This is a genomic window from Ectopseudomonas composti (assembly GCF_900115475.1).
GTDB lineage: Bacteria > Pseudomonadota > Gammaproteobacteria > Pseudomonadales > Pseudomonadaceae > Aquipseudomonas > Aquipseudomonas composti.
Window position 1 is genome coordinate 420,170 of record NZ_FOWP01000002.1, and the last position, 16,321, is coordinate 436,490.

The 16,321-nt window shown below is 61.9% G+C and carries 12 protein-coding genes; 5 read left to right on the forward strand and 7 right to left on the reverse strand.

Annotation, left to right across the window (positions count from 1 at the left end; translation table 11 throughout):
• Positions 1-2 precede the first annotated feature (2 nt).
• The 5 genes from fhuB to BM059_RS05520 all read right to left on the reverse strand — a co-directional run bounded on the left by fhuB (position 3) and on the right by BM059_RS05520 (position 8,452).
• Positions 3-1,997, reverse strand: a complete 1,995-nt coding sequence (gene fhuB / locus BM059_RS05500; protein ID WP_074937293.1) for a Fe(3+)-hydroxamate ABC transporter permease FhuB — start codon at positions 1,995-1,997, stop codon at positions 3-5.
• Entirely contained in the window at positions 1,990-2,916 is a 927-nt protein-coding gene (locus BM059_RS05505; RefSeq protein ID WP_244154382.1) for an ABC transporter substrate-binding protein, read from the reverse strand. The genes fhuB and BM059_RS05505 overlap by 8 nt, the downstream gene beginning before the upstream one ends.
• A gap of 98 nt (positions 2,917-3,014) precedes the next feature.
• Positions 3,015-5,438 carry a TonB-dependent siderophore receptor gene (locus BM059_RS05510; protein WP_074937298.1) on the reverse strand — a complete coding sequence of 808 codons (2,424 nt, stop codon included), beginning with the start codon at positions 5,436-5,438 and terminating at the stop codon, positions 3,015-3,017.
• Between the two features lie 116 nt (positions 5,439-5,554).
• The gene (locus tag BM059_RS05515; RefSeq protein WP_179527324.1) at positions 5,555-7,246 is read right to left on the reverse strand and encodes a cyclic peptide export ABC transporter; all 1,692 of its coding nucleotides are present in this window, start codon (positions 7,244-7,246) and stop codon (positions 5,555-5,557) included.
• Between the two features lie 207 nt (positions 7,247-7,453).
• Positions 7,454-8,452: a FecR family protein gene (locus BM059_RS05520; RefSeq protein WP_074937304.1), complete on the reverse strand. Its 999-nt coding sequence runs from the start codon at positions 8,450-8,452 to the stop codon at positions 7,454-7,456.
• A gap of 41 nt (positions 8,453-8,493) precedes the next feature.
• Here BM059_RS05520 and BM059_RS05525 point away from each other — a divergent pair, with 41 nt between their 5' ends.
• The 4 genes from BM059_RS05525 to fhuF all read left to right on the forward strand — a co-directional run bounded on the left by BM059_RS05525 (position 8,494) and on the right by fhuF (position 12,528).
• Entirely contained in the window at positions 8,494-9,078 is a 585-nt protein-coding gene (locus BM059_RS05525) for a sigma-70 family RNA polymerase sigma factor (protein ID WP_083413234.1), read from the forward strand.
• Between the two features lie 168 nt (positions 9,079-9,246).
• Positions 9,247-10,569: a lysine N(6)-hydroxylase/L-ornithine N(5)-oxygenase family protein gene (locus BM059_RS05530; protein ID WP_074937306.1), complete on the forward strand. Its 1,323-nt coding sequence runs from the start codon at positions 9,247-9,249 to the stop codon at positions 10,567-10,569.
• Positions 10,570-10,742: 173 nt separating this feature from the next.
• Positions 10,743-11,723 (forward strand): GNAT family N-acetyltransferase, encoded by a 981-nt coding sequence (locus BM059_RS05535; protein ID WP_074937438.1) that lies wholly within the window; start codon positions 10,743-10,745, stop codon positions 11,721-11,723.
• 70 nt (positions 11,724-11,793) lie between these two features.
• Positions 11,794-12,528 carry a siderophore-iron reductase FhuF gene (gene fhuF / locus BM059_RS05540; RefSeq protein ID WP_341864718.1) on the forward strand — a complete coding sequence of 245 codons (735 nt, stop codon included), beginning with the start codon at positions 11,794-11,796 and terminating at the stop codon, positions 12,526-12,528.
• On the opposite strand, the gene BM059_RS05545 is transcribed toward fhuF, so the two are convergent.
• Together BM059_RS05545 and sstT are read right to left on the reverse strand one after the other, a co-directional pair.
• Entirely contained in the window at positions 12,512-13,279 is a 768-nt protein-coding gene (locus BM059_RS05545) for an ATP-binding cassette domain-containing protein (RefSeq protein ID WP_074937310.1), read from the reverse strand. The genes fhuF and BM059_RS05545 overlap by 17 nt on opposite strands.
• A 160-nt stretch (positions 13,280-13,439) precedes the next feature.
• Positions 13,440-14,663, reverse strand: coding sequence for a serine/threonine transporter SstT (gene sstT / locus BM059_RS05550; protein ID WP_074937312.1), 1,224 nt, complete (start codon positions 14,661-14,663; stop codon positions 13,440-13,442).
• A gap of 278 nt (positions 14,664-14,941) precedes the next feature.
• On the opposite strand from sstT, the gene BM059_RS05555 reads away from it, so the two are divergent.
• Positions 14,942-16,285, forward strand: a complete 1,344-nt coding sequence (locus BM059_RS05555; protein WP_074937314.1) for a glutamine synthetase family protein — start codon at positions 14,942-14,944, stop codon at positions 16,283-16,285.
• Positions 16,286-16,321 lie beyond the last annotated feature (36 nt).

Here is a 16,321-nt window from a genome sequence, read left to right on the forward strand (position 1 = left end):
GGCTAGCTGCGACGTTCGCGCTGCATCAGCCAGAGAAAGTATGGGCAGCCGATGAAGGCAGCCAGCAACCCGGCGGAAACCGGCCATGGATAGGCCAGGTTGCGCCCCAGCCAGTCGGCCAACAGCATGATCAGTGCGCCGGCACCCGCGCTCAGCAGCAGTTGCGGCAGCGCACGGCGCACGCCGAGGTGGCGGGCGATATGCGGGGCGATCAGGCCGACGAAACTCAGAGGGCCGACCATCAGGGTAGATGCGGCGGTGAGCAGGGCGGCCAGCAGCAGGATGCCCAGGTGGCTGGCACGCAGACGCAGACCGAGCGCCGCCGCCGTGCCGTTGCCCAGGCCGAGCAGGTCGAGTGGGCGTGCCAGCAGTAGCGCCGCAGCGCCCAGCAGCACGGCCATGATCATGGCAGTCGTGGCGGCAGTGGCATCGACCTGATAGGTCGAGCCGGTCATCCAGCTCATCAGCGCGGTCATGCGTGGGTCGCCGCTGGCCATCAGTAAGGTGCTCAACGCGCCCATCAAGGTGGTCAGGCACACCCCGGTGAGCAGCAGACGTTCAGGGCTGAAGGCACTGCGCCAGGCGAACCAGAGCAGAGCTGCGAGGGTCAGCAGGGCGCCCAGGCTGGCTGCTGGTAGCATCAGCGCCTGCGGTTGCGGTACCAGCAGGAACAACACCAGCACGCCCAGTGCCGCGCCGGAGCTGGCGCCCAATACTTCCGGGCTGGCCATGGGGTTACCGGTCAGGCGTTGTACCAGCAGCCCGGCCATGGCCAGCATGGCGCCGGCGGCCAGGGCGCCGAATACGCGTGGCAGGCGCCAGTGCAGCTCGCTGAACTCGGCCCATTGCCAGCCGTGCAGCCCTTTGGCCAAAAACACCGCTGGTATCAGCAGTACGACCAGTAGTCCGGCAATCAGCAGGATAGGTCGCCACGGATGCGCTGTGGGCTGGCCAATGCTCGTTCTGTGCGGCTGGATACTGCCGCTACGCTGGCGGGCCAGCAGCCACAGCAGCAGCGGTACGCTGAACACCGCAGTGAGGATGCCGGCCGGTACTTCGCCGACCAGACGCGACAGCTCGCGTGCGCATTGATCCACCAAGCACAGCAGCGCGGCGCCGAGCAGAGGCGCCCACAGCAACCGTTGGCGCAGGGTACGCGCCCCTGTCATGCGCGCGATGGCCGGCGCGGCGAGGCCGATAAAGCCAATGATGCCGACCACGCTGGTGACGAAGGCACTTAGCGCCACCGCGATCAGCAGGCCGAGGCCACGGGTGGTGCGTAGCGACACACCGATGCTGGCAGCGCTCTGGTCTTCCAGACCGAGCGCTGCCAGTGGGCGAATCAGCAGCACGGCGAGCGTGGCGGCGATGGCCAGGCGTGGCGCCAGGTAGAGCACCCCGTCCCAGCCACTCTGGTTGATCGAGCCGGCCTGCCATAGCAGCAGGTCGATCAGGTAGTCGTGGTTGAACAGCACCAGCAGGGCGTTCAGCGCGTTGCAGTAGAGGCTGATCACCATGCCGGCCAGGATGAAACGCAGCGGCGACAACTGGCGGCCCCAGGCGAAGCTGAACAGGGCCAGGGTGGCCAGCCCGGCCCCTGCCAGGGTCACTGCCTCCAGGCCATGGATCAGCAGCGTCGGTGCCCAGATGGTGGTGACCGACAGCGCCAGGTTGGCACCGGCAGCGACACCAAGGGTCACCGGCTCGGCTAGCGGGTTGCGCAGAATCTGCTGGAACAGGGTGCCGGCCAGACCGAGGGCGGCGCCGACCATCAGGCTGACCAGCAGGCGTGGCGCGAAGCTGAAATGCAGCAGTACCTGATTGGGGCTGTCCCGATCCGGTGACCACAACGCCTGCCACCACAGCTCGCGCGGTAGCAGGCCATTGAGCCCGCGCCACACCAGCAGTGCAGCCAGCGTTGCGATGATCAGGGTGCACAGCGCCGAGCCCAGGCTGTGCCGGGGGGGGGGCACGGGCAGGCTCAGTGACTCAGCCATGGCGCACCTCCTGGTTGTCCAGATAGTCGGTAATGCGCTCGGCGAGGCTGAGGAACGAGGCCACGCCGCCATAGGGATAGAATTTGCCCAGTGCCTGAGTTTGATTGCGGCGTACTGCTGGCAGGTTGTTCCACAAGGCATTGGGCTGACGCAGGCTCTGCAGGCGCGCCGATGTGGTGGGAATTTCGATGTACAGCAGATGGGCATCAGGTTGTTCGCTGAGGCGTTCGATACCGGTGAGGCTGAAGCCCATGGCATTGCTCGGACCACTCCAGGCATTGCGCAGCCCCAGTCGCTGGAGCACGTCCTGGGCCATGCTGTGCTGGCCGTAGACCGTGGCGTGGCGGCCATCCTGGTTGAGCACGGCGATGTACAGCGCTGGCTGTGGGCGTTGTGCCAAGCGAGCGCGTAGCGCCTCCAAGCGCTGCTCAGCAGCTTGTAGATAAACGTCAGCGCGATCACTCAGGTGCAGGCGCTCGGCCAACTGCTGCATGAAGGCGCTGGCGCTGTTCCAGACGCCCTTTTCGGTGGGGAAGATGTTCACCACCTCGGTCGGTGCGATGTCACTGAGCGCGCGTAATACGCTGTTGGGCAGGGCATCGCTGAGGATCAGTTGCGGACTCAATTGATGCAGCAATTCGAGATTGGGCTCCCAGAATGGGCCTATATCACGCACGGTCTGCGGCAAGGGGGGCGCGGGCATGCGCCGTCGGTAGTAGCCGACATCGGAAATAGCCAGTGGCTCCACGCCGAGAGTCAGCAGGGTTTCGGCCGCAGCCCAGTTGATGGCGACCACGCGCTGCAGTGGTTCGGCCCGCAATGGCAAGCCGCAACCGAGGGCCAGTCCGCCGATGGCCATGGCCTGAAGCAATTGGCGGCGTTTCAGTAGTCGGTGGGCAAGGTTCGTTGAGGCTGGCAAGGACTTCTCCAGATACGCGCAAGGCTCCCGCAGGAGCCTGATTAGTCGGCAAGCAAAAGCCCGGCACCGCCAATGGCGGTGCCGGGCTTTGCATCTGGTTACCAGCTGTACTTGACGCTGGTCATCAGGTTGCGTTCCAGGCCGAGATAGCAACTGGTGGCCGAGTCGCAGGTGGCGGTGTATTCCTCGTTAAGCAGGTTCTGCGCGTATATGGCCAGCGTGACTTGTGGCGTCAGTTTGTAGCTGGCCGACGCGTCGAACAGGGTGTAGCTGTCGGCGCCGAAGGTGTTGGCGTTGTTGCCGTACATCGAGCCAACGTAGCGGGCGCCGGCGCCAAGGGTCAGGCCCTGCAGCGAGCCATTGGTGAAGTTGTAGTTCACCCAGGCCGAAGCCATGTGTTCCGGCACGTTGGCCGGACGATTACCTTGGTTATTGTCATTGCTACGGGTGATCTGCGCCTTGGTGTAGGTGTACGAACCAAGGATATCCCAGTGTTCGTCAAGCTTGAGGCGAGCCTCGGCCTCGATGCCGCGCGAGCGCTGCTTGCCTTCGGCAACGTTGAAACCCGTGGTAGCGCCGTTGCTGTCACGCTCGGCGGTCAGGATGTTGGTCTTGATCAGATCGAAGGCGGCCAGGGTCAGCAGCAGGTCATCATGCGGCTGGTACTTCACCCCCACTTCCCATTGATTGGCCTCGCTCGGGTCGAAGGTGTTACCCAGGCGACTGACCCCGCTATTGGGCGCGAAGGATTCGGCGTAGCTGATATAGGGTGCCAGGCCGAAGTCGGTGACATAGGTCAGGCCAACGCGGCCGGTGAAGGCATCATCCTTCTGGTTGGTGGATCGGCCGCCCTGAATATTATTGTCGAAGTCGTTACGCACGCGATCATGGCGTCCACCCAGGGTCAGCAGCCAATGGTCGTCGAAGTGGATCTGATCCTGAACGTAGGCGCCGAGTTGCTCGATGGTTTGGTCGTAATCAGCTCGAGTCTGCGAGTTACCTGCGTTTGGCGTTTGAATCGGCTGGCCATAGACAGGGTTGTTCACGTCCAGAGGTGGTGTCACGCCTCCGGCGCCCAACGGCATGTTGCGATAGAACTTGATGTCGGCGTCCTGCCAGCTGTAGTCGATGCCGGTGAGCAGCGTGTGGCGGATCGAGCCTGTGTTGAAGTCGGCCTGCAGCTGGTTGTCCACGGCGAAGGTGTTTAGATGCTGTAAGCGGCGATCCGCCGCGCGGAACACCGTACCGCTTGCGGTATCGATCAGTGCCGGCAACAGGTTGTTGAACGTCAGGTCCACCTGGCCGTAGCGCAGGTTCTGGCGGAACTCCAGCGCATCGTTGAAACGGTGGCGGAACTCGTAGCCGAGGTTGTACTGATCCTGGTCGAAGCGGTTGAAGCTGTGGTCACCGAGCAGCGTATCGGTGGTGTGGCCGTTGGGCTTGGTGTAGACGAACAGGCTGCCGCCGTTGCGATCACGCAGAAAGTCGGTAAGCAGGGTCAGGCTGGTGTCCTCGTTCGGCGCCCAGGTGGAGGACGGTGCGATGTACTGGCGATCATCTTCCAGCTCATGGCCATCGTCATACTCCACCTGGGTGTTGGCTTCGCGGTATAGACCGACGACGCGGTAGAGAAACTGGCCCTGATCGTCGAACGCGCCACCAACATCGAACTGGCCCTGGCGACGCTCATGGCTGCCGGCAGTGAGCTGAACCTCATTGACTTGGTTGGTGGTAGGTCTCTTGCTCACCCGGTTGATCACGCCGCCGGCATCACCCTGGCCGAACAGGGTTGAAGCAGGGCCGCGAACCACATCGACTCGTTCGAGTGCATAGGGCTCGCTGCGAAACAAGGCGTAGTCGTTGTTCTGCTGACGCAGGCCGTTGAGGTAATCACTGGTGCTCTGGCCGTTGAAACCGCGAATGAATAGCCAATCGTAGCCTTTCGGGTCGAGGCCATATGTCTCCACCTTGACCCCCGGCACATAGCGCAGCGCTTCGGTAACGCTCTGGGCGCCCTGGGCTTCGAGCTGGGCGCGAGTGATCACCGATACCGACTGGGGTATCTCGAGAATTGAGGTATTGGTTTTACTGGCGCTGTTGCTGGTTTTGGGTACGAAACTGTTCTGTCCTTCGCTACGCCCTTCGATTACCTGCTCGGGCAGGGCCAGGGCATTGTCGCCCGCGCTGGTGAATAGGCTGACGCGGTTGCCGTCGAGTTGATAACGCACACCGGTACCTTCTAGCAGGGCGTCCAGTGCCTGCAGAGCCTCCATCTCGCCCACGACTGCATTGCTGCGCAGACGGCTGAGTTGAGCCGGATTGAACAGTATCTGCAGTTCAGTCTGCGCCCCCAAACTGGTCAACGCCGAGGCCAGCGGTTGTGCGGGCAGGTCGATGTGTACAGGCTCGGCCAGCAGCGGAGCAGAGGCTCCAAGAGCCAGACCGAATGCGGTGGCACGGACCAGGCGAGCCAGAGGTTTGAGCGTGTTTGCGGACGTAGAGAAAGAGCTGGATGAACGCACTGCTGTACTCCTGAATAATCTGTGTAGTGTTGGTTTTAATTAGAATGATTTGCTTTAAGACGCGCGAGTAAGAAGAAACCGGAAAATAAATTTCACATTTATGCTTTGCCCGCGCCTTACCCGGCGGGGGCGTCTTCCATGGCGGGCTCAGTGGTGTCCCGGTGCTGTTCCTGAAGCGAAACGATCCGCCCGGAGGCCATCTGCAGCAGGCGGTCGGCAACGTGGAAGTAGCGATCGTCGTGGGAAATCACGATCAAGGTGCGGCCCTGGGCCCGAAGCTCTGGCAGCAGCTCGGTGTAGAAGATGCGGCGAAATTCGGGGTCCTGATCGGCAGCCCATTCGTCGAACACCAGTACCGGGCGTTTCTCCAGCCAGGCCTGGACCAGCGCCAGGCGCTTGCGCTGGCCTGTGGAAAGGTCGGTGGTCGAGTAGTTATGGTCGTCCAGGCTGACCTTGTGGGCGATCTCCAGGCGTTCCAGATAGCGGTTGGCTTCCGCTGGTATGTCCTGGCTACCCTTGAGCAGGTCCTCGAACAGGAAATAGTCGGCGAAAATGGTGGTGAACAGTTGGCGGTAATCGTCGCGATTGGCGTCCGTCACCTGCTCGCCGTTGAGCAGCAACGTACCGCCCTTGGGTACGTAGAGGCCCAGCAGCAATTTGATCAGGGTGGTTTTGCCGCAGCCGTTCTCGCCAGCGATGAAGAGGATTTCACCGGGGCGGATGTGCAGATCCACCGGGCCAACGCCAAAGCCTTCGCCGCCGTCTTCGGTGGGGTAGCGATAGTGCAGGCTGCGCAGCTCGATGCCTTGCATCGGCGGCGCGCTGCGACCGTCGTCTCGCAGCAGCAGGTTGGGTTCCGGCGAAGAGAAGCGCTGTGACAGCTCGGCGATGCGGCGGAAGGCAACCTGGGCGCGGCTGACGATAGGCAACTGGCCGACCAGATGCTCCAGGGGGCCCTTCATGTACAGCAGCACCAGGATGAAGCCGCTCAGTGTCGCTTTGTCGGTGCTTGGCCAGAAGCTCTGGTAGGCCAGGGCCACGCCGATGACGATGAAAAACAGGGTCGAGCCGAAACCCTTGGCAATCACGAACAGGTTGATCGATCGGATCTGGATGTCGCAGATGCGTTCGGCCGTGCCCTGCAGGCGCTCGCTGTAGTGCTGGAAACGGCGCGGACGGCTGATGCGCAGTTCCTTGGCGCCCTCGGCCATGGCACGGTAGTGCTTCTGCAGGTCGTCTTCAGCGTCGCGGGCCTGGAAGAAACCGCGGATACCCTTGCTGCGCGCCACGTACTGAATGGCACTGCCGATTACGATGGCCAAGGCGGTGGTGAGGAACATGGGCAGCGAGAGTGAGGCCAGATAGCCCAGGCAGCCGAGGGTGACGGTCAGTGACACCGCCAGTGGCGCGAAGGCGAAGGCGAAGTCGCTAATGGTGTCGATGTCGTGGGTCAGCACCGGGATCAGGCGGTGGCTGCGGTAGCGCTCGATCTGGTCGATCGGTGCCGAGATGATCTTGCTGCCCAGATCCTTGCGCAGCCTGGCGATGACGTGTTGGCCGACATAATTGGTACCGATGTCGGAGATGATCGAGCCGACCAGCGCCAGCAGGCATAAGCCGGCGAAGCCCAGCAGCAGGGCGCTCTGCATACCTTCGTCAGAGTGCAGGCTGTAGTTGATGGTGGCCAGCAACGCCGTGATGCTAGCGCCGCCGAGCACGCCCAGCAGGGTGGCAGCGGCGAGTTGTGGGGCGAACGGGCGTAACAGCCGGAAGAGTTCGCGGAAGGTACTTTGCGGAGGTGTCTGCATCATCCAGTCCTGAGGCTCGGCGCAGGCTGCGCCGGAAAACGAGGGCGATGCGGCTGCAATCGAAATGACTGCAAACCCGAATCGTTCCTGTTAAGACGGATAAGGCGGGAGAAAACTCAAAGAAAACCGAGGATGGGTGTCTGGCAGCGCTCACTTCGCTTCAGGCGCGAGCGGTATTGTTCATCTCGATGCGCATGGCGCGTCCATCTAGAGTGAGGCGTAGCGGCTTTTCAGAATCAGACCGCCGTCATCGTGGCGTTTGATTTCGATGGGCAGCACGGTTGGTAGCGATTCGATCAGCGCCTTGAGGTCATCGGTACGATAGATGCCACCGATGCGCAAGTTACCACTGGCTGCGTCGCCCAGGCGCGCTGGCTGCTCAAGGTAGCGGTTGATAAGTGGTAGGGCGACGCTCAGTGCCAGGTCATCCAATACCAGTTTGCCCTCGATCCAGGCAATAGCACTGGCGGTACTCGCCTGTTCCACGTCGATCTGGCTGCTACCCTGGCGATAGCGCGCCTGCATGCCGGGAGAAAGTTGTGCCTGGCTACCCTGGACACCCTTCGGCGGGCTGACCACCACGGCGCCCTCGAGCAGGCTGATTAGCATCTGTTGGTCGTCTGTCCAGACATTGAAGCGGGTGCCGGTGACACGTACTTGGCCATTGTCGGTCAGTACGCTAAAGGGGTGTTCGCTGTCGTGGGCGACCTCGAAGTAGCCTTCGCTGCCACTCTTGAGCCAGGCACTGCGGCGGTCGCGGAAGGTGGCGAAGATCAGTCTGCTGTTGCTGTTGAGCTGAACGCGTGAGCCGTCTGCCAGCATGACTTTGCGTGGGGTTTCCTGTGCCGTGTAGTAGCCAGCTTGCGCCGGCAGCAGGCCGGCTGACCAGCCGCCCAGCCAGATGGTCACGGCTCCCAGCATGGCGGCAGTGGCCATTCTGGCGGCGCGCCATGCGCTTCGTTGGCGGCGGGGGCGAGCTGGTGCATGCCGAGGCGTGGGGGCGTGCGCCGGGCTTAGTTGATCGGCCAGTCGCCAGATCGCCAGCATGGCGTCGTATTCGTGCTGGTGGTTGGGGGCAGCGGCTATCCAGCGAGCGAAGGCCTGGCGCTCCTCGGCCGTGCAGTCCACGTCATGCAGGCGCGCGCACCAATACGCCGCCTCGGCGCTGAGGCGCTCGTCTTCATCGGTGGATTGCTGCTCGATCATTCGGGCGTCCCAGGCTTTTGCAAGGCTTTCATTTGCAAAAAATGCGAGTGATTATAAGTACCGCTGACCCAGGCTGTCAGCAAGTGTCTGTTGCCGTGACACATCAGGAACCTGCGCGGGGCGGTTCCGCCAGGGGCTTAGAGAGCGTTGTGATACAGCATTACCAAGAATTGATCCGTTACCTCAGTCGTACGCTCGGTGATCGCCAGGCGGCTGCGGATCTGGCTCAGGAGAGCTTCCTGCGGCTGCTCGAGCGAAAGACCATGGATGTTATCGAGCAGCCGCGCGCCTTTCTTTTTCGTACCGCCATCAACCTGAGTGTTGACCGACACCGGCGTGCCCAGGTGCGCGCCGACGAGCCGCTTGAGTCTTTGGGGCATGAGGAGCTCGTCGACGCGTGCGATCCGCAGATTCAGGCCAGTCAGGCCCAGCAACTGGGGCTGTTGAAGCAGGCTTTGGACGAACTGTCACCGGTTTGCCGAAAGGTGTTTCTGTTGCGCAAGATGGAGGGCTGCTCTCATGCCGAGATTGCCGAGCGCATGGGTATATCTCGCCCTATGGTGGAGAAGCATGTCGTCAACGCCATGAAGCATTGCCGCATACGCCTGCGTCAACGGGCAGGGTGAAATCCGGCTGTCGATCAAGTATCAATAATGAGAATGATTATAAATTTCTGAGCGCCTGCCTCGTCTTTTCTTCAAGACCGCAGTCTCACGCCTTCAGGCCGAGCAAGCGGACTATCCCTGACAGGCCCATGGCTTGTTCGTGGCAAACGGCTAAAGGACACAGGCATCATGACTCAGTTGATCGTTCCGACCTACGACGTGCTCGGCATCGGCTTCGGCCCCTCCAATCTGGCACTGGCTATTGCCCTGCAGGAGCAGGCCGAGCGGGAAGGCCGTGCTTACCATGCGCTGTTCCTCGATCGTCAGCAGGATTACCGCTGGCACGGCAATACCCTGGTGAGCCAGAGTGAATTGCAGATTTCCTTCCTCAAGGATCTGGTGACCCTGCGCAACCCCAGCAGTCCCTACAGCTTCGTCAACTACCTGCATGCGCAAGGGCGGCTGGTCGATTTCATCAACCTTGGAACCTTCTACCCGTGCCGGCTGGAGTACAACGACTACCTGCGTTGGGTCGGCCAGCAATTCGCAGATCAGTGCGCCTACGGCGAGTCGGTGGTTCGCGTCGAACCGGTGTACGGCGCCCAGGGCATCGACCAACTACGGGTGATCTCCGTCGACACTCAGGGCAACGAGCGCTTTCGTCTGGCGCGTTCCATCGTCCTCAGCACCGGTGGTACTCCGCGGATTCCCTCGGCCTTCTCCCATCTGCGTGATGATGCGCGAGTTTTCCATCACGCCCATTATCTGGAGCGCATGGCCAGCCAGCCCTGCACTCGGCACGAACCGATGCGCATCGCCGTGGTTGGCGGTGGGCAGAGTGCGGCTGAGGCTTTCATCGACCTTAACGACAGCTACCCATCGGTGCAGGTGGACATGATCCTACGCGCGGCAGTACTCAAGCCGGCTGACGACAGCCCATTCGTCAATGAGATATTCACCCCCAACTACACCGACCTGGTATTCAACGAGCCTGAGGCCGAGCGTGAAAAGCTGATTCAGGAGTACCACAACACCAATTATTCGGTGGTCGACCTGGATTTGATCGAGCGTATCTACGGCATCTTCTATCGGCAGAAGGTGGCCAAACAGGCGCGTCATGGCTTCCTGTGCCGGCGCACGGTGGAAAGCGCCCGTGCCAGCGACGAGGGTATCGAGTTGGCGCTGCGCGACAGCGCCACCGGTGGCATGGAGAGCCGGCGCTACGATGCGGTGATCCTCGCCACCGGTTACGAGCGCAACTCTCACCGTGAGTTGCTGGCGCCACTGCAGGAATACCTGGGTGACTTCCGCGTCGAGCGCGACTACCGCGTACGTACCGATGCACGCCTAAGGGCGGGTATCTATCTGCAGGGGTTCAGTCAGAGCAGCCACGGCCTGAGCGACACCTTGCTGTCGGTATTGCCGATGCGCGCTCAGGAGATCTCTCAATCGCTGTTCGAGCACTTGCCGGCGGCAATTTCGACTCAGGCTCGGGCGTTGGAAAGCGCCTGAGGAAACTCTGAAAAAGCCCCACACTGTCATTCCCGTGAATGCGGGAGTCCAGGTGCTGCGGGGTTCTGGATTCCCGCCTGCGCGGGAATGACGGCTATTTCAGGCCATCCCTGAGTGAGTTCGACTAAATATTTTCATCTTTCATTCGTCTTGAGGTTTTCGAGGTGATGTCCATGTCCGGTGTTTCCCTGGCCCTGCCTGATGGGCGCACGCTGCTAGTCGATGGCGGCGCACATGAGTTGACTCTGCTGCTCGATGGCCAGCCGCTGTTGCGTGCCGAGCGTCAGGACGAGGTCTGGTGGCTGCAGGGAGGCGATATGCCGCTTGCAGTCTGGGCGTTTGCCTACCAGGCGTTCGCGATCGATCCAGCCTGCCAGCGACTATTGCTGCAGTTGGACGATTGCCCGGCTGCGTTGGTGCAAGGAGGGCTGCTCAGTCCCGAGGCGGATGGCCTCTGGCAGGTGCAGCGTTCGATGTTCTGGCAGTTGCCCATGCCCTGGCGACGCGGGGCGGCCAGCGAGAGCTATCCGCAACGCTTCGTGCTCAGCGATGGGCGGCGTCATCCGCAACGTCCGCCGAAGCCCGCTGGCGAACTGTATCGTCGTTTCGACAGGCGCCTGGGCAGTTGGATCTCGCTGCGTGCGCTTGATATCGAAGCCGACCTGGAGCGCTTCAGTCGCTGGCAGAACCACCCTCGGGTGGCCGAGTTCTGGCAGGAGCAGGGCAGCCTCGAGCAGCACCGTGAGTACCTGGAGCGGCTAGCGGTTGATCCACATGTGTTGACTCTGATCGGGTGTTTCGACGATCAGCCGTTCGCCTATTTTGAGGCTTACTGGGCCAAGGAGGATCGCATAGCACCTTTCTATGCGGTCGATGACTACGATCGAGGTATCCACATGTTGGTTGGCGAGGAGACTCATCGCGGGCCGCACAAGGTGGAAAGCTGGCTATCGGCGCTGGTGCATTATCTGTTGCTGGATGAGCCGCGCACCCAGCGTATCGTCGCCGAACCGCGTGCCGACAATCAGCGAATGATTGCTCACATGCAGCGTCTGGGCTTCTGGCAGGAGAAGGAATTCGATTTCCCGCACAAATGCGCCGCATTGATGGTGCAGAGTCGCGAGCGCTTCTTCGACCGATGCCGATTGTGCTGAGTCGTTTCTCTAGAGCTCGCAGGGGGTGGCGATGATTGCTGCCCTCGCTCCGCTATTTTTTGGCGAGTTTGTGAGTTATCGCGACGTACTGACCACCTTCGACGACCCGCGGCCATCGCTGCCGGTACGCCGACTCCTGCAAACGGCTCAACTCGATGAGGTTTTGCAGTGCTTCGACCCTTTGCATACCGGCCAGGATCGCCGAGCACTGGCCTCGCAGTGGTCCAAGCACTATCTGGTTCGACTGATTCCGCCGGTGGTCGCTGCCGCGCTGGTGTTGGGACGTCGCCTACCCTTGGCGCTCGATGCCATCGAGGTGGTACTGGATGAGCAGGGGTTGCCACTGGCCTTCAAGTTGCCTGGCGATGGTGAACAGTTTGCTGCGCCACCCTCCGATGCCTTTCAGCGTTTCGCCGAGCTGACCGAGCATCTGCAGATGTTTATCCAGATACTGGCGACGGAGACACGGTTGTCGCCCAAGGTGCTGTGGAGCAATGCGGGCAATTACCTGGAATGGTTCGTAGGTGAAATGGGTAAGGTCTTGCCCCAGTCGCTACTGGTTCACGGCCACGAGCTGATGGAGCGGGAGCGGCGTGCCGATGGCGTTCGCAACCCCCTGTTCAGGCCGATTCAGTATGTGCAGGTTAGTCAAGCGCTGCGCCCCGACGGCCTCTGGCGTCAACGCAGGGTGTGTTGCATTCGCTATCGCCTGGACAGCCTCGAGCATTGCGATAACTGCCCCTTGCTCGATCAGCCTCTGCCTTATACCGGCGACCTGTGGCCTCCGCTCAGCACAGGTAGCTGATCGGCGAGCCGTCTGCCGGATTGGCCATCACGCCCATGGGCACGCCGTAAATGCGCTCCAGGGTCTCGCCATGCATCAGTTCGGTCGGGCTGCCCTGCGCCAGCAGGCGACCGCTGTGCAGAGCCAGCAGGTGGTCGCAATAGCGCGCAGCCATGTTGATGTCGTGCAGCACCACCAGCACCCCGAGGCCCAACTCGCGGCTAAGGTCGTGGACGCGTGAGAGCACTTCCACCTGATGGGCGATATCCAGCGCCGAAGTGGGTTCGTCGAGCAGCAGGTAACGGGTGTTTTGTGCCAGCAACATGGCCAGCCAGACGCGCTGGCGCTCACCGCCGGACAGATGATCGACCAGGCGATCGGCAAACATGCCGGTATCGGTCAGGTCCATGGCGCGCTCGATGTGCGCGCGGTCTTCATTGCCCAGGCGGCCAAGGGCACCGTGCCAGGGATAGCGTCCGAAGCCCACCAGCTCGCGTACGGTCAGACCCTCTGTCTGCGGCAACTGCTGAGGCAGGTAGGCCACCTGCCGGGCGAAATCGCGTTGACCCCAGGCTGACAGTGGTTTGCCGTCTAGCAGGATATGTCCAGCGCTGGGCGACTGCTGACGGGCGAGCAATTTGATCAGGGTCGATTTGCCTGAACCGTTGTGCCCGATCAGGCCGACCATGCGTCCGGCATCGATGTGCAGGCTCAAGGGCTGCAGCAGGGTGCGTTCAGGAATGCTGAAACTGACGCTTTGCAATTCGAACATGAAACCGTCCGCTGTGAGGTTGCGAAGGGCGTCAATTTAATTCAAACGCTAATCGTTATCAATTTTATGCTGCCTGCCGTATCCCTGATCTATAGGGCCCGCTGTGCTGCGTGCACTGCTAGCAGACAGTGGGCTCGTCTGATGGACGAGCCCCCGAAATTCAGGCTTGACGCTGTTCTTCCGCCAGGCAGGCAGCAGCGGTGAACAGCACGTCAGTGGAGGAGTTCAGTGCGGTTTCCGCCGAGTCCTGCACGATGCCGATGATGAAGCCAATGGCGACGATCTGCATGGCCACTTCGTTGGGGATGCCGAACAGGCTGCACGCCAGCGGAATCAGCAGCAGCGAGCCGCCTGCCACGCCGGAAGCACCGCAGGCGCTGATCGAGGCCAGAATGCTCAGCAGCAGGGCGGTTGGCAGGTCGACAGGGATGCCCAGCGTGTGCACCGCAGCCAGAGTCAGGACGGTGATGGTGATGGCTGCACCGGCCATGTTGATGGTGGCGCCCAGCGGGATCGAGACCGAATAGGTTTCCTCGTGCAGGCCCAGGCGCTGGCTCAGCTGCAGGTTGACCGGAATGTTGGCGGCCGAGCTGCGGGTGAAGAAAGCGGTGATACCGCTTTCACGCAGGCAGGTGAACACCAGCGGATAAGGGTTGCGACGGATCTTCCAGTACACCAGCGCCGGGTTGACCACCAGGGCCACCAGCAGCATGCAGCCGACCAGCACCATCAGCAGGTGCAGGTAACCGAGCAGAGCGTCGAAACCGGACTCGGCCAGGGTGGCGGCGACCAGGCCGAAGATACCCAGCGGTGCCAGGCGGATCACCAGCTTGACGATGGCCGTCACACCGTTGGACAGATCGCCGAGTAGCTGTTTGCTGCTGGCACTGGCGTGACGGAAGGCAAAACCGAGGCCGATGGCCCAGGCCAGAATACCGATGAAGTTACCCTTCAACAGGGCGTTGACCGGATTGTCGACCACGTTCATCAGCAGGGTCTTGAGCACCTCGCCAATGCCGCCGGGCGGCGTCAGTTCAGCGGCCTGGCTGCTCAGCACCAGCGATGACGGGAAGGCAAAGCTGGCAACCACTGCTACCAGCGCGGCGCTGAAGGTGCCGATCAGGTACATCACCAGGATCGGTCGGATATGGGTCTGCTGGCCCTGCTGATGGTTGGCGATGGACGACATCACCAGGATGAACACCAGCACCGGTGCCACTGCCTTCAACGCCGAGACGAACACGCTGCCGATAAAACCGACCGACAGGGCGGCCTGAGGGGCGATGACGGCAAGGGCGATACCTGCGAGCAGGCCGATGATGATCTGCGTCACCAGGCTGGTGCGGTTGAGAAGCTGCAGGGCAGGGTGGATGGCTTGGGACATCGCGTGGTTCTCTGGTTGCTGAGCACGGCGCACGTGGCGCTGAGCCTGGATCGAGAGGACTTTCAACACCGCCTCGGGAGGTGGGCCGAAAAAATAGCGCGCGACTCTAGCACAGCCTTGCGGGGCTTCGAGCCAGGCGCTGGCAACTGGGCGACAGGGTGCAAGCCGGTGTCGCATCTCGGCAAGCTTCGCCTGCTTGAAATATCGAACGACTGATGCGTATTTTGTACGCTGCGCCGCCACAGAGCGGTATTTGCGTCATTCAAGGACAACAGATAATGAGCACTGCCATCCGCCACGACCTGGAAACCCTGCTGCAGGGTATCGACGAGATCGATTGCGTAACCCCCGACCTCAATGGCGTCCCGCGTGGCAAGGTGATGACCGCGGCCGGTTTTCTCGAGGGGCGACGTTTGCAGCTCGCTCGCGGCGTACTGTTGCAATGCATCATGGGCGGCTATCCAGCGGCGCGCTTCTATGGCAGCGATGACGGCGACCTGGCGCTCAATGCCGAGCCAAGCCAGATTCACCGTCTACCCTGGAGCGAGTCGCCGCGTGCGCTGGCCATCTGCGATGCGGACGAGCTGGACGGGCGCAGCTCCGGCCTGTCCACTCGCGGCCTGCTCAAACGAGTGTTGGCACGTTACGCCGCGCATGGCTGGCAGCCGGTGGTGGCGACCGAACTGGAGTTCTTCGTGTTTGCCGCCAACCCCGACCCACAGTTGCCCTTCCAGCCACCGGTGGGGCTGGATGGTCGTCGCGAAGATGGTGGTTCGGCGTTCAGCGTCAGCTCTGGCAATGGCCTGCGTCCGTTCTTTGCCGAGGTGTATCGATGCATGGAGGCGCTGGGGCTGCCGCGCGATACCTTCATGCACGAGATGGGGGTCAGTCAGTTCGAGATCAACCTGCTGCACGGCGACGCGCTGCAGTTGGCCGATCAGACCTTCCTGTTCAAGCACCTGCTCAAGGAGGTCGGCTTCAAGCATGGCCTGTCCGTGGTCTGCATGGCCAAGCCGCTGTCGCATACGCCGGGCAGTTCCATGCATATCCACCAGAGCGTGGTAGAGCAGGGTAGCGGCCGTAATATCTTCACTGCCGACAATGGTGAGGCCACGCCGGCCTTTTATCACTTCATCGGCGGTCAGCAGGCTGCAATGGCTGATTTCACCCTGCTGTTCGCACCGCACGTGAATTCCTACCAGCGCCTGTGCCATCCCTATGCGTCACCGAACAATGCCTGCTGGTCTGCTGACAACCGTGCTGCTGGGCTGCGCATTCCTGCCAGCGCACCTGTCGCGCGACGGGTGGAAAACCGTCTGCCGGGCGCCGATGCCAACCCCTATCTGGCCCTCGCTGCCAGCTTGGCGGCTGGGCTGCATGGCCTGGAACGCGAGCTGCAACCGAGCGCGCCGATCCAGGGTGAGTTCGAGGTGCCGGAAGAATTGGCGCTACCCTGTACCATGCACGCCGCTATCGAGCGTCTGAAACGCAGCGAGTTGGCAATCGAACTGTTCGGTGCGGAATTCATCGAAGGTTACATCGCCAGCAAGACCCTGGAGCTGACCAGCTTCTACGATGAAATAACGCCCTGGGAGCGCCGTGTTCTCGCCGCGCAGGCCTGACACTGATCCCGGTTACCGCACAAGGAGCTTTACCCG